Here is a 23,814-nt window from a genome sequence, read left to right as displayed (position 1 = left end):
CCAATATTCTTTATTCTTTAACCACTCGATTACTTCAGTATTTTGTCGAGCCGTTAAATACCCTTTTGACCCTTTATGTCCTAGTTTGAGTCCGGCGATGCCTTTAGTTTTAAATTGCTTTTTCCAATAACCAATAAAAAACTTACTTACACCCAAACTTTTGCTAATTTTATGGTATATATTACCTGAAACCGCCATCTTTACAGCTATTGCTCGTTTTAGTTCTCTGGCATCGATATCACTTTTAATGAAAGATTCTAAACAATCTATTTCTTTTTCCCTATCTTTTTGTGGCAGTTGTAAGTTATTCATGGTTTTATTGTCACAATCAAGTATTGCATATAATTGTATCATAGTCTTGATAATGATTTAGGATTGCTATAGTTGATTTTGGTGAAAGTATTGGCTACTCTCAAGAGAGTGGCACCATCCCGGATGTGATTAGTTTATCCAATCTGTCTCCAGGGACATACTATGTCCAAGTCTCTAGCTACTCAGGCTCTACCAATTACAACCTGACTCTTTCTGCAACCTCTGTTCCTGTAGTGCCAGATATTACAACACCTAACGGTGTTTATAATACTAATTATGGCTACGGTTTGGTGAATGCAAATGCCGCAGTTTCCCGCGCCCTGAACCGCTCAGCTCTCTTCCCTGATGCTCCTAATTTTAGCGATAATAATTGGGGGGTAGACGCTATAAATGCGCCCGAAGTTTGGAATCAAAACATTACAGGAAATGGCATTGTTGTAGCTGTCGTGGATAGTGGTGTTGACTACTACCATCCTGACTTGGATGACAATATTTGGCGGAACCCTGGGGAAATTGCTGGAAACGGCATTGATGACGATCGCAACGGATTTATTGATGATATTCGGGGTTGGGATTTTCTGTATAACGACAACTACCCAATGGATCTAGATCCTGATGGTCACGGCACTCACGTAGCAGGTTCGATCGCGGCGGAACGAAATAATTTTGGCATCACAGGAGTTGCCTACAATGCCAAGATTATGCCTGTCAGAGTGTTGGACGCCTTTGGTGACGGTGAGTGGAATAATGTTGCTGCTGGAATCCGCTATGCTGCTGATAATGGAGCAAATGTAATTAACCTCAGTATTGGAAATGAGTTTTACCCTTCCAACCTGGTGAATGACGCCATTGAGTATGCAAATAACAAAGGCTCTGTTGTGGTGATAGCAGTGGGAAATTCTGGTTTTAGTCAACCTGATTATCCAGCTCGTAATGCTGATCGCTGGGGAATTGCCGTGGGTAGTATTGATATAAACGGCAGGATGGCTGACACCTCGAACGGTGCGGGTTCTACACCTTTGAATTACGTAGTTGCTCCGGGAGTAGACATCTATTCTACAACTCCCTATAGCACCTATGACACCCTAACTGGCACGTCTTTTGCAACGCCACAAGTAGTTGGTGTAGCGGCTTTAGTTTTGAATGCTAATCCGACTTTAACTCCGGCTCAAGTTGAGTACATTTTGACGACAACAGCTAATCGGAATGGGTTGACAGGATAGGATCAATCTGGTTCATGAGACAAGGGTTTCAACTCCTGTCGTGGGACTACTACAACTTGGAGAAAATGAATCAGCCCTGCTTAATTCTTAATCTTATTCACATAGCCCCACAAACTATAATCGCGACTCAGCCAACCCCGGAAAAAAGCCATCTGACTCGGATCTTCTTGCACCCGTTTGTAGCGGTAAATAATCCGTTCGTTAATCATTTGCAACGCCGTATTTTTGTTGTTAGCAGCTTTCAATGCTTGCTTGGTGCGCGAGTCAAAAACGCCGCTTTGGGGCAATCCTAAAGCTTGTTGGAGAAAGGTAATAGAATTATTAATACCGAAATTAACGGCCGTGTCAAACATGACGATCGCCAAAGCCGGCTGCATCGTTTCCGAGAGGCTCGAATCCCAGTAATATTTATAAATTTCTAGGAGCTCTGCTTCCGACATCTGCGTCACGTCGAGGGGCGGAAGCCCACGACTGTAGCGGTAGGCGTTGTATTCCGTTTGCAAGACGCCCCGATAAGTTCTGCCGCCCTTATCGGCAGGGTGATTGCTGAATCCACCCTCAAAATATAGGGTGAAATAAAGAGCAGTTTGAAATAATTTCTGCCGAAAGCTGGCTGTCTGCTGCTGCTGTGCGAAAGTCTTTTGGGCAAAGGGTAAGGGGATTGCTAAGGTTAACAAGAGTATCCCCAGCAGGAGGTTTGGTTTCCACTTGATGTTATGTTGGCGCTGTGTCGCTTGCTTGTCGCTCATAAATTCTCTGTGACGATCGCCCGTAGTTCCGCTAAAACTGCTACTCTGCAAAATAATATAGATTCAACCTTTAACTTGATAGCACAGATAGGCCGCCAAATGAATTCCGATTTCCGCAATCAATCCGAAACACCCCAATTTGAAGATGCTGCATCGCTGACAGTCGTTGCAGAAACCTATTACTCTCAAGGCAATTTAGCAGCAGCCGTCGCTGCTTGTCGCCGAGCTCTGGAATTGCAACCGGATTGGGCGGCGGCTTACGTGACAATGGGCAATGTGCAGCAAGCAAGCGGCTACATTGAGGAAGCGATGCGGTTTTATTCTGAGGCGATCGCCCTGAATCCCGATTTTGCTGAGGCTTATGCTAATTTGGGCAGTATGCTCTACAAACAAGGGCATTTGGTGGAGGCGATTGTCAATTACGAAAAGGCGATCGAACTTAAACCAAATTTGGCTGCTGCTTACTGGAATTTGGCAGGGGCACTGAAGCAGCAGGGGCAGGCGGATGCAGCGTTAGCATACGAGCAAAAAGCTCTCGAACTCAATCCGCATCTTGCTCAGGTAGATTTTCACTTAAATTTGGGAGATCAATTAGCACGGCAAGGGAAGTTAGATGAGGCTGTGGCTGCATGGCAGCAGGCGATCGCTTTCAAACCCGATTTAGCCGAAGCATACTGTCAAATTGGCATAGTTTTGCGGAACCAGGGCAAATTTAAAGACGCAATACCCAACCTTCAAAAAGCCCTAGAAATTAAACCCGATTTTATTTCCGCTCACCAACATTTGTGCGGCATCCTCAGAGATACTAGCGATTTAGCAGCCGCGCGGCAAGCCGTTCACAAATACAGCCAAATGTGTGCCGAAACCGATCCAATTATGACGGCGATTTACTTCGTCAGCACCTATCAAGTATCGGGATTGAATCAAATTGCGGGCGAGCGATTTTTAGAGATAGAGTCGTACTTGCAGCACAACTTAGAAACCGTTAGTTCAGTAGAAATTAAATCGCTTTATGCAAACTTATTATTCAGCACGCCTTATTTGCGAGATGACTTGGCGACCAACTCAAAACTTTACCGATTAATTGCCCAAAAGTATATCGCCCAATGTATCAAACCTAATTTTTCTCAACCCGCCAATTACAGTTTCAAACCAACGGCTTTTGGTGGCAAGTTAAAAATAGGCTTTTTGTCCAATCACTTCAGCCGACATTCTGTAGGTTGGTGCAGTGCTGACATCATTCGAGAATTGTCCGACATCACACCCAATTTGTATTTGTACGCTTCCGAAAGAATTGTGCCTGACGATCGCACTCAGCAATTTGAAAGTTTGGGAAAACTGACTTTTCCGAAAACGTACCCGAACGGACTAGCCAATTCTGCAGAAATAATCGCTCAAATTCAGCAAGATGAATTGGACGTTTTAGTCGAATTAGATTCTCTCAGCGTACCAGTTCACGCTGACATTCTCTACCAAAGACCCGCACCAGTTTGTGTTTCTTGGCTCGGATTTGATGCGCCTTACATATCGCCAGAAAATTACTTTCTTACAGACTGGCACTCGCACCCAGCCGAGCGAGAAAAATATTATGACGAGCAGCTAATTAGGATGCCGGATTCCTTTGTAGCGGTGTCAGGTTTTCAGAGATATGGAGTCGATCCGGTGGCCTTGAGAAAGTCGAACCGCATCGGTTTGGATCAAATAGTTTATCTGTGCGTCGCTCCCGGCAGAAAATTTAATCGCGAGTTGGTAAAAGCACAAATTGCGATTCTCAAACAAGTGCCGAACAGTATCTTAATTCACAAAGCTTTAGGCGATGCAGCAGTGTTTGAGGGTGCGTATCACCAAGCTTGCGAAGCTGCAGGAGTCGGCCGGCACCGAATAAAGTTTTTGCCGAGATTTGCTACTGAGGAAGAACACAGAATTATCTATTTGCTGGCCGATGTTTTGTTAGATTCTTATCCTTACAACGGAGGAACTCACACTTTAGAGGCGTTGTGGTTTAATCTGCCAGTGGTGACTCGCACAGGAGAGCAATTTTTGTCGAGAATGGGTTATTCGTTTTTGCAGACTTTGGGAATTGAAACTGGTGTGGCTTGGTCTTGGTCGGAATATGTGGAAGTGGGTGTAAAATTGGGTAAAGAACGTGAATTGAGAAATGCAATTAAAGCACAGTTGGTGAAATCTAAAGATCCAGCCAATTTGTCGCCGCTGTGGAATCCGAAAAAGTTTGCTGGAGATATGTATGCGGTGTTTAAAAAATTGTGTAAAATAGCATAAATCATGGCTAATGACAAATGACTGATAACTGATGACTAATGACTTCAACACAGCCAACTATTAAGTTTTTAAAACAACCGACTTCGGAAGCTTGGGTGGAACAGGCGATCGCCCATTTGGATACAATCTTATTAGACCATTCTCACTGCGAACGGAAAGCGGCGGGAGTAGCGTTAAATTTAATGTTTCGCTACCCAGCCCGGGAAAAATTGGTGAGGATGCTAACGGCGATCGCCCGCGAAGAATTAGAGCATTTCGAGCAAGTCAACCAGCGGTTAGAACAGCGCAGCATTGCTTTAGGCCCTTTGGCCGCACCTCCCTACGGTGCTGGTTTGTCCGGTCAAATTCGCAAGCAGGAACCGGAGAGACTTTTGGATTCTTTGTTGGTTTCTGGTTTGATAGAAGCGCGCAGTCACGAACGGTTGGGGCTGCTGGGCGATCGCTGTCCCGACGCGGAATTAGCTAAGTTTTACCGCAGTTTGATGGCTTCGGAAGCGCGCCATTATGGAGTATATTGGATTTTGGCAACAACTTATTTCGATCGCACTTTTGTGATTGACAGGCTGGAGGAATTATCATTAGTAGAGAGCGAGTTACTGGCAATTCTTCATCCTGAACCCAGAATTCACAGTTAAAAGTTAGCTGCATTTTAAAACTGTCAAACACCAAAAAAATAGTAAGTTTACAGTTGCTAAAGTCAACCAATAAATATTAAGTTGCAACCACCAATGAAAACCCAACATCTGGATTTTTTAATTCGTTCCTGGGAAACGCGCGATCGCGCGGAGGCGTTCTATTTAATTAGGGATGTTTTAGCAGAGTACGGTTTAAAATGTGAACCTCACGGGGCCGATCGAGATGTCTATGATGTAGAACTGCATTATCACAATAAAGGCGGCGAGTTTTGGGTAGTTGAACGGCAGGATCAAATAGTGGGTACGGCGGCTTACTATCCGATTGAGCGCGGAAATAATGCTGTGGAAATTCGCAAAATGTATATTTTGCCAGCAGCAAGGGGACAAGGTTTGGGGAAATTTTTACTGCAAGAATTGGAAAGTAAAATTATCGCTCGCGGCTTTGAGGAAATCTGGATAGAAACTGCTAGCATTCTCAAAGAAGCTGTGCAAATGTACGAAAATAGCGGATATCTACCGACAACTGGTGTGGAGACGCCAAGGTGCGATCGGGTTTACGTAAAATATCTAGATATAAAAAAGCTATAATTACTAAAAATTACACGCTAAGTTTAATCTTTTTTCTGCACCAGAGGAATCTCGATCGCAAATTCGGAACCTTCTCCCAATACAGAATTGCAATAAAGCTTGCCGCCGTGTTTTTCTACTACAATAGAGTGCGAAATTGCCAATCCTAAGCCAGTTCCTTTGCCAATGGGTTTAGTAGTGAAAAACGGGTCAAACAAGCGCTTTTTTACATCTTCGCTCATCCCGGAGCCGCTGTCAGCTATCCGTATCGCAACGCAGTTATTGTCGGTTACTTCGGTGTGAATCGTAATTGCGAGATTTTTGGTGGTGCGATCGGATTTCTTCATCTCCATTTCCAATGCGTCTAGCGCATTACTCAACAAATTCATAAATACTTGATTTAACTGACCGGGATAACATTCAACTAAAGGCAACTTGCCGTATTCTTTAATCAGATTAATTGTCGGGCGCTCGGGTTTATTTTTTAGGCGGTTTTGCAAAATCAGCAGCGTGCTTTCAATGCCTTCGTGAATGTCAACTTTTTTCATGTCGGCTTCGTCAAGTCTTGAGAAAGTCCGCAGACTCAAAACTATGTCGCGGATGCGATCGGCTCCGACTTTCATAGATGCTAAAATTTTCGGTAAATCTTCAATAACATAATCAATTTCAAAGTCTTCTCTTGCATCTAAAATTGTTGCGGTTGGCTGCGGGTATTCCTGCTGGTAAAGTTGCAGAATTTTTAGCAAGTTTTGAGTGTATTCGCTGGTGTAGCTAAGATTGCCATAGATAAAATTAACCGGGTTGTTAATTTCGTGAGCCACACCTGCTACTAACTGTCCCAAACTCGACATTTTTTCACTGTGAATTAATTGAGTTTGGGTGCGTTGGAGTTCGTGCAAAGTTTGTTCTAGCTGTTGAGTTTGATCTTGAGCTAATCGAGCCGCTGTGCGGGTTTGGGTGTACAGTTCGGCGTGGTCGATCGCGATCGCAATTTGAGCCACCACTGCTTGCATCAGTTCGACTTCCGATTCGCTCCAATTTCGCAGGGAAATAGCCTGATAGCAGGTAATCACCCCAATATCGCCGGCAGCAGTATGAATTGGCAGCGACAGCACGGATTGAAATTTTGAAGCCTGGAAAAGTTCGCGCAATTTTACATCTTCAAAAGTGCTGATATCATCAATTCGCAGAATTTCTCGCTGCAAAATAAGTCGCACTGCGAGACTAGATTTGTAGTCTACAGGATAAGTGCCGAGTATACTCGGCAAATCTGCATTCTTCGCTTCGTAAGTTACGTCCCAAACCGGAGGATTGCTGTTGGGGCGATACCAAGTGAAAATGCACCAATCTAGGTACATCAGATTGCGAATTTCTTGAACGGCGGTTTCTACAATTGTGTCTAAATCTAAAGAAGTGCGGATTTGGTTGGCAATTTGATTGAGCAGTAGTTCTCGCTGAGCTTGTTGTCTGAGCGCTTGTTCCGATCGCACTAAAGTTTCTTCTGCAAGTTTGCGATCAGTTAAATCTTGGAGCACTGCTTGGATTATTTTTTCATTTCCAACCTCAATGATTGTCAGCACGACTTCTGCGGGAAAATCAGTACCGTCTAAGCGCTGATGAACCCAGTCAAAACGGTGGTTTCCCCGCTCAAACGCGAGAGCCATCATTTCGTCAGCCAAGCTCAAAGAATCTCTGCCGTTGGGTTGAAAAGGAGGCGACAGTTTGCCTGGGTTTTTGCCGTACAACTGTTGCGGGGTAGTGCAGCCAAATAGTTTTAGGGTGGCTGTGTTGGCATCGGAGATGTCATTCTCATATAACATCAAAACAGGCAAACTGGTTAATTCGTAGAGCGATCGAAATTTGGCTTCCGACTGCTGCAATGCGGCTTCTGTTTTCTTGCGATCGGTAACGTCGGCAACCATTGCCAAAGCGCCCACATAGCCTCCCTGTTTGTCTGTCAAGGAATTAGTAGAAAGCATCGCCCACAAGTCGCTGCCGTCTCGGCGAAGGAACTTAAAATCGTGCTGTTCGCTAATTCCTTGACTGCGGCGGTCGAGATTGACTTGGGCGATCGCCATGCCTTCTGCATCCATGAAAGCAAATAGCGACTCCCCGATCATTTCCTCTGCTGTGCAGCCGAGCATATCGGCCATTTTTTGGTTGACAAAAGTAGTGTTACCCTCGGCATCTATAATCCAAATTCCTTCATCTGCTGTCTCGACAATGCACCTGTATTTTTCCTCGCTTTCCTTGAGGGCTTCTTCTGCTAATTGGCGATCGGTAATGTTTTGAGTCATTAGCAATCCGCCTATGATTTCTTGCCGTTCGTTTCTCACTGGCAAAGTATAACCGAGGTAGACGCGATCGCTGTAAAAAAATTCTGTAACAACTGTTTCTCCTGCCAGTGCCGCCCGATAATTTGGCTCGACAGCACTGCAAAAATCAGGCTCGAATACTTCCCAGATAGTCTTGCCTTCCATCAACTGTTTGGAAAGCCCCACTGCTGATAATTCTGTACCTTCTACCAGGGTGTAGCGCATTTCTCGATCGAACAGCATCACCGCACCATTAGGAAAGTTGCTTGCCATAGTGCGGTAAAGCTGTTCGCTTTTTTGCAGTGCAGCTTCTGCAAGTTTACGATCGCTAATGTCAACTACGACTGCACCGATGCCGATCGCCTCGCCATCTTTGTCAAGCAGGGGAAAATAAGAGCCTGTCAGGTGTCGGACAAACCCCGGCAGTCTTGGATTGTCACCACTCATCTCGATGTTAATTAGGGGTTGTTTCGTCCTCAAAATTTGTGCGTACAAAGGCTCTACAATTGGAGCCATATTCGGTAATATTTCGCGTACAGTCTTGCCGATGTGCTCTGCTGGACTCAGGCAATTTATTTCTGCTAGAAATTGATTAATTTGCAGGTACCGCAATTGCGAGTCCAAAATGCAAAGCCCCGCCGGCGCCTCCTTAAAAAAGGCATCAAATAGTGCTTGTCTCTGTGCTAATTCTTGTTCTAAAGCTTTGCAAACGCTGAGATCTGTTAAAGAGCCAATCATCCCCACAACTTCTCCCGTTTTGTCTTTCAATAGCGAAAGCATCAGGTGCGAAGAAAAATTTTCTCCTGATTTACGGCGTGTTATAACTTCTATTTCATGCTCGCCTTTTTCTTGTAGCGGTTTGATGACTTGATCTAACAAAAATTCGTGCTGTTCTGGCGGGTAAATTAGAGAAATGTGCTGTCCGATAGCCTCAGTATTTTCATAGCCGTATAACTTTTGGCAGGCTTGATTCCAAATGGTGAGCGAGCCGTCCATATCTGTAGAAATCACCGCTTGCTGAATTTTGTCGATAATTTGACTTTGGAGACGCAATTTTTCTTGAGCCTGTTCTAGTTCGGCGATTTTTTCTTCGAGTAGTTTCTGAGTTCTTTCCACTTGGGCAGTCTGCTTTGTCAGCAATTTTTCCAGATGTGAATTGCTGTGCGGCGGCGCTGATTGCAGCGGAGCACTATTTTTAGGCACAAGATTAAAAATTTCTTCAGCGCTTAGCCAAATCGCGCACTCTCCCCCTGTTTCAATTGCCCGCTCGTAAACTCGCACGGGTACGAGATGGTTATTTTTATGTTTGTATGCTGCTTCGCACGGGATCGTGCAGCTATTTTTTGATTGACTTTCTAGATATGTTTCTCGGCCCGCGCACTGTGTTTGCTGAATTTCCCAGTAGTTGAGGTGAAGAGTTTCTGCAACTGTGCGGCCGATAATACGTGCAAAAGCTGGATTTATGTCTAGAAAAGTCCCATCTGTCCGGCACAATGCCAGCCCGATCGGGCTGAGTTGTAACAATTTGCGGTGTGAGCGATCCCGCTTAGCTTTTCGTAACTGGCTGTGCATCTTACATAGCTGGGCTGATGATATTTAATTATATCTTTATTATCTTGTTTATTGCTGCGATTTTTCACACTCAGCAAGAAAGAAGGAATAACTTCCTTCTTCCTTTTTATTTCAATTAATCGCGGGCAATACCTTCGGATCGGGCGGCCAACTGCACTGCACCGGCGACAGCAATGGCCACTCTTTCATCAAAAACAGACGGTATAATGTGTTCTTTGTCAAGCTGGGAAGGACTGACTAAAGAGGCGATCGCATAAGCTGCTTCCAAATACATACTGGTCGTAATCGTGGCAGCTTTGCAGTCCAAAGCACCTCGAAATATCCCCGGAAATGCCAAAACATTGTTAATTTGATTCGGGTAGTCGCTACGTCCGGTTGCTATGATCGCCGCATCTTCCATAATTAATTCTGGCTGAATTTCAGGAATGGGATTTGCCATTGCAAAAACAATGGGATTCTCGGCCATCGAACGCACCATTGAGCGGGTGACTACGCCGGGGGCGCTGACGCCTAAAAATACATCGGCACCGGCGATCGCATCTTCCAAAGTACCGCTTGAAGGCACGGCAAATTCTAGTTTTTCTGGGTTCATATCCGTCCGGTCTTCGGAGAGGACGCCTTTGGAGTCGCACATGATGATGTTTTGTGCACCTGCTTTACGCAGCAAGCGGGCGATCGCAACTCCGGCCGCACCGGCTCCGTTAATCACGATACACACTTCTGCGATGGTTTTTTTGACGATTTTCAAGGCATTAATTAATGCTGCCAAACTGACAATGGCAGTGCCGTGTTGGTCGTCGTGAAAGATCGGAATATCTAAGGTTTCCCGCAATCTTGCTTCGATTTCAAAGCAGCGGGGAGAAGAAATATCTTCGAGGTTAACGCCGCCAAAAACCGGGGCGATATTCTGCACTGTGCGAATAATTTCCTCGGTATCTTGGGTGTTCAAACAGATAGGAAAGGCGTCAATACCAGCAAATTCTTTAAATAACATGGCTTTGCCTTCCATGACTGGCAGTGCTGCGGCAGGGCCGAGGTTTCCCAGTCCCAAAACTGCGCTACCGTCGGTAACAATGGCAACAGTATTTTGTTTGATTGTGAGGTTATAAACTTGTTGCGGGTCATTGGCGATCGCAGTGCAGATGCGGCCCACGCCGGGGGTGTATGCCATTGCCAAATCTGATTGGCGTTTGAGGGAAATTTTGCTAACTACGCTGATTTTTCCGCCGCGGTGCAAGTTGAAAGTGCGATCGTACACGTCGATCACTCTGATATCTGGCAGTCCTTTCACTGCTTGCACTATTTCTTCATTATGCTCGATGCTGGAGGCATCGACGGTGATATCGCGAACGGTTGTGGCGCGGGTTTGCTCGATCAAGTCGATTTGGCCGAAGTTGCCGCCGACAGATGCGATCGCGCTGGTGACTCTTGCCAGCATTCCCGGCTGGTTCGGCAGAGCAACCCGAATTGTTAAACTAAAGCTGGGGTTCGGTGTCAGTTTTACCATGATTCCTTGATTTCCGATTTAAGAATTTCAATCTTAGATTTTATCCCCAATGTTAGGCATAAAATTTAATAATTCAAATTTTCAACTGAAATTTTTAACAAATTCTCTGAGCCTGTGGTACGATCGCTCTGCACTGCCAGGGTTGTCGCTGGAAAACTCATCTTTTTTTGAGTAAAGCTTGGCTCTCTTTCTAGCTAGTGACTCTCCCACAAACAGCCTATTTTCTGTCAATTTGCCAGGGAACCGCGAATATTAAGCGCGCGGGTAGAAACCGGGTTTATGATGTCAACCTGCGGAACTATTATCTATTTTTGAGAATATTTCTGCTTATTCTGAACATCAGCAGATATTTCGCAAAAATCTATTTTCCAGCGATACCGCCTAATTTCTGCTGCTGTCTTTTGAAGCTAGACACCCAGGAGAGTTGATGCGGCTCTTTGGTGGCCTTTATTGAGAAAGTAAAAAGTAGATGCACGGCTGTTGGAGCCAGCAGGTAAAAATCAGATCGACTGAGAAGCGGGCATTTGATATGTAAATTTTGCCTGCTTGTTTAACACTTGCCAACGATTGCGAGTGCAACCTTGCAAACGATCGAATTACCTGCAGGTTTTGCCCGATAATTTCAGCTACTGTAACTAACAGACAATCTACCCCGCGCCAGCACAGGCACAGGTTGGACTTAGCACAGCTAGTTGCTGATTGCTCACTGTTAATTTTACCGATCGGCCGCAGCATCGGCACACATAATAGTAAAGAATTTGCAAGCCAGACAATCCGGGGGAACTTTTTCTAAGTTTTGCCGATCGACAGGTTGCTCTGCTTCGCTGCCGGGGGGAACTATGCACAGGGCAACTTGTCCGACTCCAGCCATTAGTTCCGCAACTCGCTCCAAAATACTGTCCATTTTTTCCATTAGTTGCTCTGCTGCATCCAGACTCGGCGCGATGATGAAAAAGGTTTTGACTCCATCGGGACAGGGGGCGAAGCCGAGGGTACACTCGCGTAATAGTGCTTGGGTGGAGAGACTGAAACCGTCGTAGAAGCGATCGATTACTGCTTGATAAAAGGCTTGGGTCAGAGAGCGATCGCCAAAAATAGGTTGAGATAACATAACTACTTCCTTTCGTAGGATTTTTGGGTGCATTGAAAAAATTTTAACATACCTTAATGTAAGCGATTTAACAAAATGATCTAGCGATCGAGATCATTGACTAGATGTGATAATTTTTAATTTGTGTAGCGATCGCAACTGTGATAAAATGTACTCTGTGTTATCACGGCCAGTGATTTTGATCGCATCAGCAGCTCAAAGCTAAGTACAAAATTTCCTAGTAGGTGAGGAGAGGGGCAGAGGGGCAGAGGAAGAGAACCAGAGGGAAATTACCTAAGTAGTAAGAGTATTATTGGCACAAAGTGCTTAATCTAGAGTTTAAAATAAACATCCAATCAAAATATTCAAGATGAACTCGATCGCCCAACAGTTAAAAGCAAAATTTGAAAAAGCATTCACCGCTGCATTCGGCGAAAGTTATGCAGGTGCAGATCCGATGCTAGCCGCCGCCAGCAATCCCAACTTTGGGGACTTTCAGTGCAACGCGGCGATGAGTTTGGGGAAAAAGTTAGGAAAGCCGCCGCGGGCGATCGCCTCGACAATCATCGAAAACCTAGATATTACTGACATCTGCGAAACCCCAGAAATCGCCGGGCCCGGTTTTATCAATTTGAAGCTGAAACCGGCTTATTTGGAAGCGCAAATTAGTGCGATCGCCGCCGACTCGCGTTTGGGGATTGAACCGGCGAAAACGCCTCAGACAATCGCGATCGACTTTTCGAGTCCGAATATAGCCAAAGAAATGCACGTCGGACATTTGCGATCGACAATCATCGGAGATGCGATCGCCCGCACCCTCGAATTTCAAGGCCACGACGTACTCAGAATCAACCACATCGGCGACTGGGGCACCCAATTCGGAATGCTGATCGCATACTTGCGCGAAGTTCACCCCGAAGCCCTCACAACCGCTGACGCCCTAGATTTAGGAGATTTAGTCGCATTTTACCGCCAAGCAAAACAGCGTTTTGACACAGACGAAACCTTCAAAGAAACCGCCCGCCAAGAAGTAGTAAAACTGCAAGCAGGCGCAGAAGACACCCGCCGCGCCTGGAAATTGCTGTGCGATCAATCTCGCCGCGAATTCCAAGTAATCTACGACTTGCTCGATATCAAATTAACCGAACGCGGCGAATCGTTTTACAATCCATTATTGCCCGCAGTAGTCGAAGATTTAACCAATCTAGGTTTGCTAGTAGAAAGTGACGGCGCAAAATGCGTTTTTGTAGACGGTTTCACCAATAAAGAAGGCGAACCACTTCCACTAATTGTCCAAAAAACCGACGGCGGCTACAATTACGCCACCACCGACTTAGCCGCCGTGCGCTACCGCATCCAAAAAGACAATGCAAAGCGCTTAATTTACGTCACCGATTCGGGACAAGCAAACCATTTTGCCCAAGTATTTGCAGTAGCTAGAAAAGCCAATTGGATTCCTAAAAATGTCGAAATTGTCCACATTCCCTTCGGTTTAGTATTGGGAGAAGACGGCAAAAAACTCAAAACTCGTTCTGGGGAAACAGTGCGGTTGCAGGATTTGTTAGATGAGGCGATCGTCCGCACACGCCAAGATTTGGAAGAGAGATTAAAAATCGAAGAAAGACAAGAAACTGAGGAATTCATTGCTAACGTATCTCGAACAGTTGGTTTGAGTGCCGTTAAGTATGCGGATTTAAGTCAAAATCGCGCCAGCAACTATATTTTCAGTTACGACAAAATGCTCGCCTTGCAAGGAAATACCGCTCCTTATATGCTGTATGCTTACGTGCGTGTGCAGGGAATTCGCCGCAAAGGTGAGATTAATTTCGATAACTTAGATGCTGGTGCGAAAGTGATTTTGCAGTCTGATGCCGAGTTGGTATTGGCAAAGCATTTATTGCAGTTGAATGAAGTTGTAAATGCTGTAGGCGGCGATTTGTTGCCGAATCGGATTTGTCAGTATTTGTTTGAATTGAGTCAAAAATTCAATCAATTCTTTGAGCAATGTCCGGTTTTGAAAGCTGAGGAACCGTTGCGGACTTCGCGGTTGATTTTGTGCGATTTGACGGCGAGGACTTTGAAGTTAGGTTTGGAGTTGTTGGGGATTAAGGTATTGGAAAGAATGTAATTTTTTAACCGCCAATAAAGAAAGAGCCAGCGTTTTTTTGAAGATAAGAAGTGAGAAAATATTGGCTCATTCATAGTAGAAAAAACGTTCATAATCATCGTGGTTTCCAATCCAAAACCATGTCACGGTATCTCCTTGTAAAATCCCCACTGGTCGATAGCCGCGCGTGATTCTCGCAGACCAGATATTTTCTTCCTGGTTGATGCACTTGAAGTACAAAGATCGATGAAAGGGATTTTCTAGCCAGAAACGATAAGCTTTTCTAGCTTGCTCTTTTACTCTACTGTCAAGAGAATTGTATTTTTCCCAAAAGGAAGGAAGGGTGGCAGATTTCATAACTCATTAAGTTTCATTTCCTGTGCCTTTCCTTCAGCAATTTCTTGTTTGGCGCGTTGGGCAGCAGCCACAAGTTGCGGTTGCGTTTTCTTGAAAGATTCGTCCCATTGAAGCTCATCTTTTAATTCTTCGATATAGTCTTGCAAGTATTCTGCTACTTGCTGCTGTAAAGTTTCTGGCAGAGACTCCATCATCTCGATTACTGCATCAATACCTTCCCACAGTTCCGATACAGGTCTAGTTTTTCCTGTCTTTATTTCCAGCGATGCTTGCCGAAAGCTCTCTTCTGGAGATGGGAGTGCTTCTTCATCTTCGTTAGCAATAACGATGATGCGGACTCTGTGATCGGCAAATTTTTCGGCTTGGGCGAGAATCTCTTCCCACGTTCCCTCTAGTTCTAAAAGTTGTGATGTCATAGCTTGTACTTTTTTTGAGATTGGGATTTAGTTAATTGTAGCCCATCTCTAAAATCCCGCATTTACGGCGTTTTGTTAACAACCAAGCTATCCAGAATGCCTTTAAACATTGTTACGACAATTTGGCGATCGTTATCTCTGACAAAAATATCGTAATTGGGACTTGAGTTAATTTCAATTAACCAATATGCTCCGTTTTTATCTAGCGCGATGTCAAGCCCAGCATAATTAATCGCCATTTCCGCAAAAACAGGTTTAACAAAATCTTCAATCTCCGACATGAGAGTGGGGTTAATTATATGTTTGGCTTTTGCACCTTCCCAGTGCAGCGGGCTTAAATTTCCCGCAAATTCAGCCTGAGATTTGTCTTTCTCATACAGCAAAACTAGCTTTTCTTTGCAGAATACAGCCCGATATTCGTGGGCAATTTCGATGTATTCTTGAGCTAGCGCCACATAGTCATAATCTTTGCTGTTGACGTTAAATATAATTTCTATGGCTTCTTTAATTTGCTCTCTAGTTTCACACAAAAAAACATTGTTGCCACCAGCACCGCGATTTCTTTTGAGAATCACCGGGAAAGCTAATTTTTTGTTTACTTCTAAAACTATTGATTCAATATCTGGGAAACTCAAATACTTTTTATACTTCTCCTCGCCGTGAGGCGACACAAAACCGAGAGTTCGGGGAGTATTTATTTTGCCGTTTAATAGTTGATAAGTATATTCTTTGTCTTTAAAAATCTCTGCTACTGACGCGCTGTTAAATGGCGTCATGTAATTGACAAAATAATATTCTTCGCCGCCCTGTTTGAGTCTAATCAAGTTTTGGGAAGAATGCAGGATTTCGTAAGGGATATTTAATTCCTCACAAGCTGCCAGCAGGATTTCAATATTGGTTAGCATAAAATGTAACTTAATTAAAAAGTAATTTTAAAGATTTGAGATTAGAGAATCGCTTCCCAATCTCAAACCTCAAATTCGTTAGCGCAGCCCTCGAAGAGGATCGCACTTTTATCCAAACAACCGCTGCTGCCCGTTTGCCGCATCTTTCCCGGCATAAATCTCGCGCGTTCCCTTGGGAATGTAAATCCAATCGAATTCTTGCAAGCGGTTTGTTAAATTGGAAATGCTCACTCCCAATTCATCTCTCATTTTGTATAAATGCGACCACTTAGTTAAATCGCGTCCCTGTCTTTTTTCCTCCAAAATACACCGAGGCATCAACAAACAGCTTGCAAAATATTGCGCTTGCCATTCGATCGACAAAACCTTATTATCAGCACTCGCACCCCGACAAACAAACGGTTCCTCGACATCCTGGGCGGTTTTTTCTTCATTGCCCAAGTTTAATTCCAACTGTTCCACAGTGCCGTCTGCTTCGTCTTGATTGACGTGTAGCACCCAGTGACCGATTTCGTGGGCGATCGTCGATTCGATGAAGCCTGGGGGTTTTTCCAGAATCTGTTCGTTGATTTCGATTAACCGCTGCTGCGGCAAAATCCTCGCCGCGATCGCACCTTCTTCATCCGGCTCAATGCACTCCCAAACTACGCCTAAATCCAGAAAATCAGCAACCGTTGTCGCATCAAAAGGCCATCTCGGAGCAAAATTTTGCGTTTTTTGCATCTGCATCAGGATGTCATTTGCCAAACGCTCGATCGTTTCTTTGGGATAGAAGCAATACGGTTTAAAAATACTCACTATGAGGGGCCTCTCTTACGCTTCAAAAGATTGTTTGAGCCAATCTGGATTTTCTTGCATCCGGCGGAAAAGAGCCTGCATTTCCTTCGGATTCTGCTTCAGCAGCGCTTCGTACTGCTGCGGCAGCCTCCCCGCCAAGAAAATCAATTCCTCTTCGTTTATGTCTAGATTCCGCGCTAATGCTCGGATTACGTCCTCTTTTGGCGCATAATCCGCGCGATCGTTCTCCAACTTCGACAAATAAGTAAAATCCACACTTAGCATAGCAGCTAGCTCACGTTGTGAGTAAGCTTTGTCCTTGCGAGCTTGACGGATCAGTCTTCCAAATGTTTGTTCCACGGTTTTTTGCCTCCTGACAAGCATTCTAGCCTGTTTTGATGAAAAGTTCAACAAAACACTTGACGGGAAAATCAACCCAGGCTACCATGAAGTTAGTTGATGATTTGATCAACCCAGGAAGCCTGACTGGTAGGGTTAAGAGTGCAAATGAGCCTAGCTCACACGCTATATATAGCGTCGTCAACTTCCCAGGAGTGAGAAGCGCTGGGCGTCAAAACGCTTGTACGCAGCAAATAAGGAGGAGCAGATCGCAAATGCTGAGAACCTGGACAGACACGCATTACAAGCTCGAAGACGATGACTGGCTATACATCGCCACCCACGAAGAACAAAGCTCAGCCTCACTGGTTTGTCCCGGCTACGCGCGGGATGGCGAAGGCTTCAGCATCCATTTCACCCCAGCGCACCTAGAAACGTTAGAGCATTTGCTCGCCGCGCTGCGGATTATTAAAGCTCAACAAGAGGCGATGCTTGAGTATACCTATCCCGAACCAAAAGCGACAACACATCTCATTAGGTAATCGCAGTTCTGCCACGAGCAATGTACGAGATTTAACGGATTACCAATTACCAATTCCCCGTAAATCAGCAATAAAGAAATAAGGAAAAAAACAATGACTAAAACACAAGAAAGACCCACATTTTCAGTATTTGGTGCCAAACCGAGCAATGCTTTGCTAGTACCAGAAATCCCGATCGCCGTTCGTAACAATTGCCAAAGTGGCCAGTGGGCGATCGGCGACACCGACTACGGTTCCAAGTGTTCCATGACAATCCTCAAATTCTCCAAATTCTTCGGTTCCCTCGGTCAAACTTCCCACACACTGTGGGGTCAACTGTGGTTTGTAGCAGAAACCGGCGAACTGCCGCAAGGAGTTGTCATGGTTACCTACATCAAAAACCGCAGCTTGAACGATTTTAACCGCTTGGTAGCATCAGTTCAATCTCGCGGCGTAGAGCCGGCAACTGGGATTTTTGTTCCTGAATTTGTCAAGCATTCCGGTCAAAAACCAGACGAAAGCGGAGTAGTCAAACCGATCAACTACTACAGCTTAAAATGGTCTTGGAACGAGCGCGGAGATTGGGCAGTTATCGACCAAGCCGCAGCAGTTTTGTCAGATTCTAGCAATCAATCGCGGATGATTGACTTAGAAGGAACAAGGGCTATGGTGTGTTTAGATAATCTGCCGGCGCAGCAAGTTGCCTGCTTGATGGCTGCTCACGCTGGCGGTGAAAGCGATGCTATGGCTTTGAATTCCAACGGCGGTATGTCGCTACCACCAGCCGAAGACAAATCAACTGCTGACTTGTTCTAAGTTTGTTGTAAAGGCGCGATTAAACCGCGCCTTTACCATAACTGTTAAAACAGAGTGAAATGAAGAAATTAACGAAACTTAAAACCAAACAAAACCTGCAAGAAAGCCGTTTGAGAGAGAATTTTGAGCTGCTAGACCAAATTCGGGCAGACGCAGTTAATGACATCGAAAGTCTCACCGAAGACTTCCAACACATGACTTTAGTTGCCGAATCTGTTCAGCGGAATTACCGAGCTTTGTTAGCCGAAAATCAATTGCTAAAAGGCACACTTTTGAGTATAATTGATGAGTGCGGCTGCTGGGAAGGAAATCGGTGCGATCGCTGCTGGAAACTTCTCAAAATTCTAGCCAGCGCCAATCCCGAAGAAAAATCCGAGGCCGCCATAAAATACCAAGCCATTCTCAGCCAACTTCGCAACTCACAATAACTGAAAACGTCTCACTCAAAAATCTCGAAAAGTTAGAATCAGGAGAAAAAGCATTATGACACTCGCAACTGCCAAGGATAGCAAAGCCAAAATTTTGCAAAACTTTCAGCAGATTTTAGCAGACAAAAAAAATATCCAATCCAAAGTCGAAACCAAAGAACAGTCAGCCGAAAAAGCCAAAAACAAACAACTCCTCGAAGTCGCTTCCACCTACACAATAGACAGCATCGTCAAAGGCTTGGCTGAGTTGCAATTAGATTTCGGAAGCATCACCAGCGGACTTTCCGAAAAACTGAAGGCGGAATCTTCAAAATTAGACGAATTAAAACGCGCGATCGAAATTGAAGCGGCACAATTGCAAGAGTTGCAGCAAATCAGAGTTGTAGCAGACGCCCTCCACATTTTAACTCAAGAGCACCGAGAAAAATTGACCCTGCTCGAACAAAACAGCGCCAACCAGCGCGAAATCATTGAAAAAGACACGACCCAAAAACGCAAGCTTTGGGAAAAAGAACAGCAAGAATTTGATGCAGGAGTTCAAGAAGAAACTGCACTCATAACTAAAAAGCGCCAGCAGGAAACAGCCGATTATCAATACGAATTACAGCGAACCCGCAAAATACAAACCGACGAATACGAAGAAACAAAGCGTAAACTAGAACGGGAATTGCAAGAATCTACCCGCGAAAAAGATAAAAATTGGGCTGAACGAGAAAAAGTCCTCAGCGACAATCAAGCTGAATTTGAAGATAATCACAAGAAAGCCGCCGGATTTGAAGAAGAACTTAAACAGGCTTATGTCAAAGCCAAAGAAGAAGCAATTCAAGAAGTTTCCCGCGAAGCTAAAGTCAAGGCAGATCTAGTGGATAAAGAATGGGAAGGAAGCCAGCAGGGATATGAATTGAAAGTGCAATCTTTACAGCAGACAATTGGGCGCCAAACCGAACAAATTGCCGAAATTTCCGCGCAACTGCAATCCACGATGAAGCAAGCGCAAGATTTGGCAATGAAAGCTTTTGCCAGCAAAGCTTAAAACCCCGTAAGGTGTGCAATGCCCACCTTACGGAGAAATAAGATAAATTCCCAATTATCAACAAATGAAAAGCCATGAACAAAAGAGTTAGCGACAAAAGCACCAAGGCTGAAATTTTAGAAGCGTACAAGGAAGCAGCGCAAGAAAAAGCGCAGTTAGAATCTCAAATCCAACAGCTAAACGCTTCCCCAAAGCAAACAGCAGTCCCAGAAAAACCTATTGTGGAAGCACCAAAACCAATGGCTTCAACTCAAAATCCACAAAAAATGCAGTCTACAATCGACAATTTGATTTTGCTGCAATTTGGCTTTGGTGGCGCTGTCAGCGAGTTGTCTGAAAAATTAACTTCGGAAGCTGCTAAAGTCGAAGAATTGCGGCGCACTGTGGGCGAGGAAATTCAACAACTGCAAGAGTTGCACAGTTTAGAAGATGTTGCAGAAGATACGCTGGACAATTTAATTCAACAGTACGAAGAAAGCGCGAAAACATTTACCAACGAACTCAGCGAACAGCGCGAAACTGTTGAACAGGAATTGTTGGAACTGCGACTAGCTTGGGAAAAAGAGCAGGAATTGCAAAAGTTTGCAGTTAAAGAACGTAATGAGAATGATCAAAAAAATCGCGATCGGGATGAGGAGTTGTATGATTACGATTTGAACCTTCAGCGAGATTTGGACATGGAAGAATACGAACAGCGCCAGAAAGGGCTGTATCAAGAAATCGAAGAGTTTCGGCAAGAACAGGAGAAACAGTGGGCGGAACGAGAAAAATCTATTTCGGAACGGGAAAAACTGTCTGCAGAAGTTAAAGCTAAGGTGGAAGCTTTCCCGAAAGAACTGGAAGCTAATATCAAGAATGGGAAAGATAACGGCCGCAATATTGGCAATTATCAAGCTAAAGTTAAGGCCGATTTGTCTGCTAAAGATGTTGAAGGGCAAAAACAAAATTATGAACTGCAAATTCAAGGGATGTTGCAGACAATTCAAAATCAAGATGAGCGCATTGCTAGTTTGTCGAAACAGCTTGATTCTGCTTTGAAACAGGTGCAAGATTTGGCGGTGAAGGCGATTGAGGGTTCGTCGAATTTGAGTTCTTTCCAAGCTGTGAGGGAAATTGCGATCGAACAAGCGAAGACTCAGCAAAAAAATAAGTAGATAAGTAAGATAAGTAGAAAAGCTGTTGTGCGTTTAAATGGAATATTCTGGGCGGGCTAGAAGCCTACCCCACAATAGTTTCAATAAACAGTTAAAATTAAATGCACAACAGCTTAAGATAAGTCGGCGGTTGAAACCGAGCCTAGACAAACTTTCCTCCGCGCAACACGAGACTAGGAGAAGCTTACTACACAGGTCGTCTCCTGGTGCGTACTGGGTGCATTACGCTATTTTGAGAAAAAACTGGCTTTCCTTAGTGGAGTTTTCAAACTGTCCACTCGCTGCGAGTCTTCCTTGAGCCTCAAACCCTATCTACAGCGTTATAGTTTTTAGTCAAAAGTTCGATCGCCCTGTTCACTTATCGAAACTGTCCCTTGCTCTCCTGACCGCTTCAGTCGCACTCTCTATGCTTTAAGTTAATCAACCAAAAGATATATTTGACCTAGAGGCACTATGCAGAAACAAATCATACGTCAAAAAGATACTAATGCTTGGATACTTCAGTGCTGGGTTTCTTTTATTGTTGCCATTTCCGCAACTACTGTAGGTGTCATTTATTTACAGGTAGACCCCTGGCAAAAAGCTTTTATGGGTATGGGTTTAACTTTTTCAGTCGGCTCGTCTTTTACTTTAGCAAAAACCATTCGCGATAACAACGAAGCAACAACATTAACTGCCAGAATCGACGAAGCTAGAGTTGAGAAAATTCTCGCTGAACACCATCCTCTCAAATGAATTGGAGTTATACAATGTATACAAAAAACAGCCCGCGCGGGCTGTTTTTGTTGTTTGAGCCACAGGTTTCAAGCTGTGGATTTTGATTGGGGATTTCAATGGCTACCTTTGGACTTACGATCGCCCAATTTAGCTTTTTCCCGCTGGCGACCACGGGCCCGAATCGTCGCATACTCCACCGGAAAACCAACTACAGGAATCACCTGATCCTTGCGTTCCTCTTCCAGATTCTTGAGTTCGGTGTAATCAACCCAGTGAATGCAATTCACCGGACAAGTGTCGATCGCCTCAGCAATCAACTCTTCAGAATCCCCATCTTGTCGAACTACGCGCGATCGACCGTAATCCGGTTCAATATAAAAAGTATTGCGAGCAACGTGAGCACAGTGCTTGCAGCCAATGCAGGTAATCTCATCAACATAGACACCTTTTTGGCGCAAAACGCCGCCCAACTCCGGTTCCAAACCAGAGCGATCGGGCGCATCCCGCAAAAAACCTCCCAACTCCGGCTCTAAACCAGAGCGATCAATTGCTGTATCTATTCCGAGTCCAGAAATCTCAGACATTTAGACCCCCACAATAGTAAATAAGTCCGCGCAGGCGGACTTTGATGAAACAAGATTGCAAAAATCTCGAAAAATTATTAAGCGCACCAACGCTGCACCACCAAACGGATCGAACCGTCTTGATTTTGCTTTTGCTCAGAAACTTGGAAACCCTGCTTAGCGCTTTCATTCACCACAGTATGGTAAGCGTAGCGCTGAGTCACCTTATTCAGAAAACGGTCTACAGACCAAGCTTGCTGCCAAAATTGCAAGTCAGCCACCAATTCATACTCAGTCCCGTTCCAGCTAAAACCTACGTCGTAGCCGTTTTTTTGCTCAATCACCACCTCAGCAGTGCTGGTTAGGCCGCGATAGCCACGCACCTCAGTTGGGCCCGACTTCCAGTTGATACCCAAGTCAGTTAAAGCAGCTTCCAAAGAATTCAAATTGCGGATCTGGGTCTTAATTTGGCTAAAGTGTGACATGGTGATTCCAAAAAAATTTAAGTGAACTCAACAAAAAAAATTACCAATCGCTAAAAGCCACTTGGGCCGTCGTTTCGGCTGACTGATGCAGCGCTTGCGTGAAATATTCAGATGTTGACTCTTGGTGAAGCACCACGCCGAGCTGAGCTTCAATTGCAGCCGTTACCTCAGCACAGGAAGCACCGACAATGCCGGTGACTGTTTCCTGTACGCGGCCATCTGGATAGATCACAAACTCTAGTGTTTCCATAATCCGGGCTGACTGAATAGGAATAGTGAGATCAGACACCGACACCAGCAAGCCAGGGACGATGCCTCCTGAAGTAGCTTCTTGAGAGTTGGCTGACTGACAAAGCGCTATATCAATTTTGACGAATTGATAGGTTTTGAGTCACAACTTAACATAAGTTATTAATAAGTAGAAGCAATACATCAGTTGTATGTAAAGTTTCGCGTACATTGTGACATCAGTCAAGTCATACATGAGTCGCGAATATTAGCAACGGCTATTTGGGATTGATCCTGGGGGAGTGAGGATGGAGCCCGAGATAGTAGGCCGAGGGTAAAGTGCCGTGTGCTTCGCCCTACAGTAAACTGTTGGGCATCTAAATTTTATTTTTCGGGCGGGCGGGACACCCCACAAGAATTCTATCGAAAGTGACGGTAAAACTTAGATGCCTCTGGGCTGATCTGTTCGTAAGTTTTGTAAACGTAAAATACGATCGCGCTTTAGATACCAACTTCTTAAAAAAGTCGGGGTTCTGGGTATTCTGTTTTTCCTGCGGAATTACTTATCAATTATTTTTTATTAATAATTCTGGATTATCAATGTTTTGAGTCTAAATTCGATCGAATTACGCAGGATTATCTAGGGCTTGCTGAATAATCGATCGCAAACTATGAATAGGAGCGACCGATATATTCAAACTCAACTAAAGATAAGGCT

General features: G+C 44.6%; 24 protein-coding genes. 11 read left to right on the top strand and 13 right to left on the bottom strand.

The genetic code is table 11. The features are described 5' to 3' along the window. Positions 1-312: helix-turn-helix domain-containing protein (locus tag QUA40_RS20620; RefSeq protein ID WP_333129222.1), on the bottom strand; the 312-nt coding region annotated here is incomplete at its 3' end. A gap of 125 nt (positions 313-437) precedes the next feature. Here QUA40_RS20620 and QUA40_RS20615 point away from each other — a divergent pair. Beyond that, on the top strand, positions 438-1,535 hold the full coding sequence (locus tag QUA40_RS20615) for a S8 family peptidase (protein WP_333129220.1): 1,098 nt from the start codon (positions 438-440) through the stop codon (positions 1,533-1,535). A gap of 80 nt (positions 1,536-1,615) precedes the next feature. Here QUA40_RS20615 and QUA40_RS20610 read toward each other — a convergent pair whose 3' ends face one another. Then, entirely contained in the window at positions 1,616-2,284 is a 669-nt protein-coding gene (locus tag QUA40_RS20610; protein ID WP_333129218.1) for a glycosyl hydrolase 108 family protein, read from the bottom strand. Between the two features lie 99 nt (positions 2,285-2,383). On the opposite strand from QUA40_RS20610, the gene QUA40_RS20605 reads away from it, so the two are divergent. The 3 genes from QUA40_RS20605 to QUA40_RS20595 all read left to right on the top strand — a co-directional run bounded on the left by QUA40_RS20605 (position 2,384) and on the right by QUA40_RS20595 (position 5,787). After that, complete coding sequence (locus tag QUA40_RS20605; protein ID WP_333129215.1) at positions 2,384-4,564, top strand: tetratricopeptide repeat protein; 2,181 nt, start codon at positions 2,384-2,386, stop codon at positions 4,562-4,564. Positions 4,565-4,602: 38 nt separating this feature from the next. Beyond that, complete coding sequence (locus QUA40_RS20600) at positions 4,603-5,199, top strand: tRNA isopentenyl-2-thiomethyl-A-37 hydroxylase MiaE (RefSeq protein ID WP_333129213.1); 597 nt, start codon at positions 4,603-4,605, stop codon at positions 5,197-5,199. A gap of 93 nt (positions 5,200-5,292) precedes the next feature. Further along, positions 5,293-5,787: a GNAT family N-acetyltransferase gene (locus tag QUA40_RS20595; RefSeq protein WP_333129211.1), complete on the top strand. Its 495-nt coding sequence runs from the start codon at positions 5,293-5,295 to the stop codon at positions 5,785-5,787. A gap of 23 nt (positions 5,788-5,810) precedes the next feature. Here the strand turns inward: QUA40_RS20595 and QUA40_RS20590 are convergent, their stop codons facing one another. The 3 genes from QUA40_RS20590 to QUA40_RS20580 form a co-directional block, all read right to left on the bottom strand. Further along, the gene (locus QUA40_RS20590; protein ID WP_333129209.1) at positions 5,811-9,653 is read right to left on the bottom strand and encodes a PAS domain S-box protein; all 3,843 of its coding nucleotides are present in this window, start codon (positions 9,651-9,653) and stop codon (positions 5,811-5,813) included. A 115-nt stretch (positions 9,654-9,768) separates the two neighbouring features. Then, positions 9,769-11,160 (bottom strand): malic enzyme-like NAD(P)-binding protein, encoded by a 1,392-nt coding sequence (locus QUA40_RS20585; RefSeq protein ID WP_333129207.1) that lies wholly within the window; start codon positions 11,158-11,160, stop codon positions 9,769-9,771. Between the two features lie 715 nt (positions 11,161-11,875). Continuing rightward, entirely contained in the window at positions 11,876-12,271 is a 396-nt protein-coding gene (locus QUA40_RS20580) for a hypothetical protein (RefSeq protein ID WP_333129205.1), read from the bottom strand. Positions 12,272-12,620: 349 nt separating this feature from the next. Here QUA40_RS20580 and argS point away from each other — a divergent pair, with 349 nt between their 5' ends. Further along, the gene (gene argS / locus QUA40_RS20575) at positions 12,621-14,378 is read left to right on the top strand and encodes an arginine--tRNA ligase (RefSeq protein ID WP_333129203.1); all 1,758 of its coding nucleotides are present in this window, start codon (positions 12,621-12,623) and stop codon (positions 14,376-14,378) included. A 66-nt stretch (positions 14,379-14,444) separates the two neighbouring features. Here the strand turns inward: argS and QUA40_RS20570 are convergent, their stop codons facing one another. The 5 genes from QUA40_RS20570 to QUA40_RS20550 form a co-directional block, all read right to left on the bottom strand. After that, positions 14,445-14,714, bottom strand: a complete 270-nt coding sequence (locus tag QUA40_RS20570) for a ParE family toxin-like protein (protein WP_333129201.1) — start codon at positions 14,712-14,714, stop codon at positions 14,445-14,447. Further along, positions 14,711-15,130: a hypothetical protein gene (locus QUA40_RS20565; protein WP_333129199.1), complete on the bottom strand. Its 420-nt coding sequence runs from the start codon at positions 15,128-15,130 to the stop codon at positions 14,711-14,713. Before QUA40_RS20565 ends, QUA40_RS20570 begins: the two co-directional genes overlap by 4 nt. Before the next feature lie 62 nt (positions 15,131-15,192). Further along, entirely contained in the window at positions 15,193-16,035 is an 843-nt protein-coding gene (locus QUA40_RS20560; RefSeq protein WP_333129197.1) for a YheC/YheD family protein, read from the bottom strand. A gap of 108 nt (positions 16,036-16,143) precedes the next feature. Beyond that, positions 16,144-16,833: an ImmA/IrrE family metallo-endopeptidase gene (locus tag QUA40_RS20555; RefSeq protein WP_333129195.1), complete on the bottom strand. Its 690-nt coding sequence runs from the start codon at positions 16,831-16,833 to the stop codon at positions 16,144-16,146. 15 nt (positions 16,834-16,848) lie between these two features. Beyond that, positions 16,849-17,172, bottom strand: coding sequence for a helix-turn-helix domain-containing protein (locus tag QUA40_RS20550; protein WP_172189318.1), 324 nt, complete (start codon positions 17,170-17,172; stop codon positions 16,849-16,851). Between the two features lie 254 nt (positions 17,173-17,426). Here QUA40_RS20550 and QUA40_RS20545 point away from each other — a divergent pair, with 254 nt between their 5' ends. The 6 genes from QUA40_RS20545 to QUA40_RS20520 all read left to right on the top strand — a co-directional run bounded on the left by QUA40_RS20545 (position 17,427) and on the right by QUA40_RS20520 (position 21,838). Then, complete coding sequence (locus QUA40_RS20545; RefSeq protein ID WP_006634886.1) at positions 17,427-17,693, top strand: hypothetical protein; 267 nt, start codon at positions 17,427-17,429, stop codon at positions 17,691-17,693. A gap of 93 nt (positions 17,694-17,786) precedes the next feature. Next, entirely contained in the window at positions 17,787-18,488 is a 702-nt protein-coding gene (locus tag QUA40_RS20540; protein WP_333129194.1) for a hypothetical protein, read from the top strand. A 59-nt stretch (positions 18,489-18,547) separates the two neighbouring features. Next, positions 18,548-18,916: a hypothetical protein gene (locus tag QUA40_RS20535; RefSeq protein ID WP_333129191.1), complete on the top strand. Its 369-nt coding sequence runs from the start codon at positions 18,548-18,550 to the stop codon at positions 18,914-18,916. Positions 18,917-18,971: 55 nt separating this feature from the next. Further along, positions 18,972-19,949 carry a hypothetical protein gene (locus QUA40_RS20530; RefSeq protein ID WP_333129188.1) on the top strand — a complete coding sequence of 326 codons (978 nt, stop codon included), beginning with the start codon at positions 18,972-18,974 and terminating at the stop codon, positions 19,947-19,949. A gap of 74 nt (positions 19,950-20,023) precedes the next feature. Then, positions 20,024-21,103 (top strand): hypothetical protein, encoded by a 1,080-nt coding sequence (locus QUA40_RS20525; RefSeq protein WP_333129186.1) that lies wholly within the window; start codon positions 20,024-20,026, stop codon positions 21,101-21,103. A gap of 453 nt (positions 21,104-21,556) precedes the next feature. Then, positions 21,557-21,838: a YiaA/YiaB family inner membrane protein gene (locus QUA40_RS20520; RefSeq protein WP_332949608.1), complete on the top strand. Its 282-nt coding sequence runs from the start codon at positions 21,557-21,559 to the stop codon at positions 21,836-21,838. Positions 21,839-21,933: 95 nt separating this feature from the next. Here QUA40_RS20520 and QUA40_RS20515 read toward each other — a convergent pair whose 3' ends face one another. The 3 genes from QUA40_RS20515 to QUA40_RS20505 form a co-directional block, all read right to left on the bottom strand. After that, positions 21,934-22,404 carry a ferredoxin gene (locus QUA40_RS20515; RefSeq protein ID WP_333129183.1) on the bottom strand — a complete coding sequence of 157 codons (471 nt, stop codon included), beginning with the start codon at positions 22,402-22,404 and terminating at the stop codon, positions 21,934-21,936. A gap of 77 nt (positions 22,405-22,481) precedes the next feature. Beyond that, complete coding sequence (locus tag QUA40_RS20510; RefSeq protein ID WP_333129181.1) at positions 22,482-22,868, bottom strand: DUF1257 domain-containing protein; 387 nt, start codon at positions 22,866-22,868, stop codon at positions 22,482-22,484. Between the two features lie 40 nt (positions 22,869-22,908). Further along, positions 22,909-23,118 (bottom strand): DUF2997 domain-containing protein, encoded by a 210-nt coding sequence (locus QUA40_RS20505; protein WP_333129224.1) that lies wholly within the window; start codon positions 23,116-23,118, stop codon positions 22,909-22,911. Between the last annotated feature and the right edge of the window lie 696 nt (positions 23,119-23,814).

The organism is Microcoleus sp. Pol11C3 (genome assembly GCF_036701485.1).
Taxonomy (GTDB): domain Bacteria; phylum Cyanobacteriota; class Cyanobacteriia; order Cyanobacteriales; family Microcoleaceae; genus Microcoleus.
This window is presented reverse-complemented; position numbering and strand designations above follow the sequence as displayed.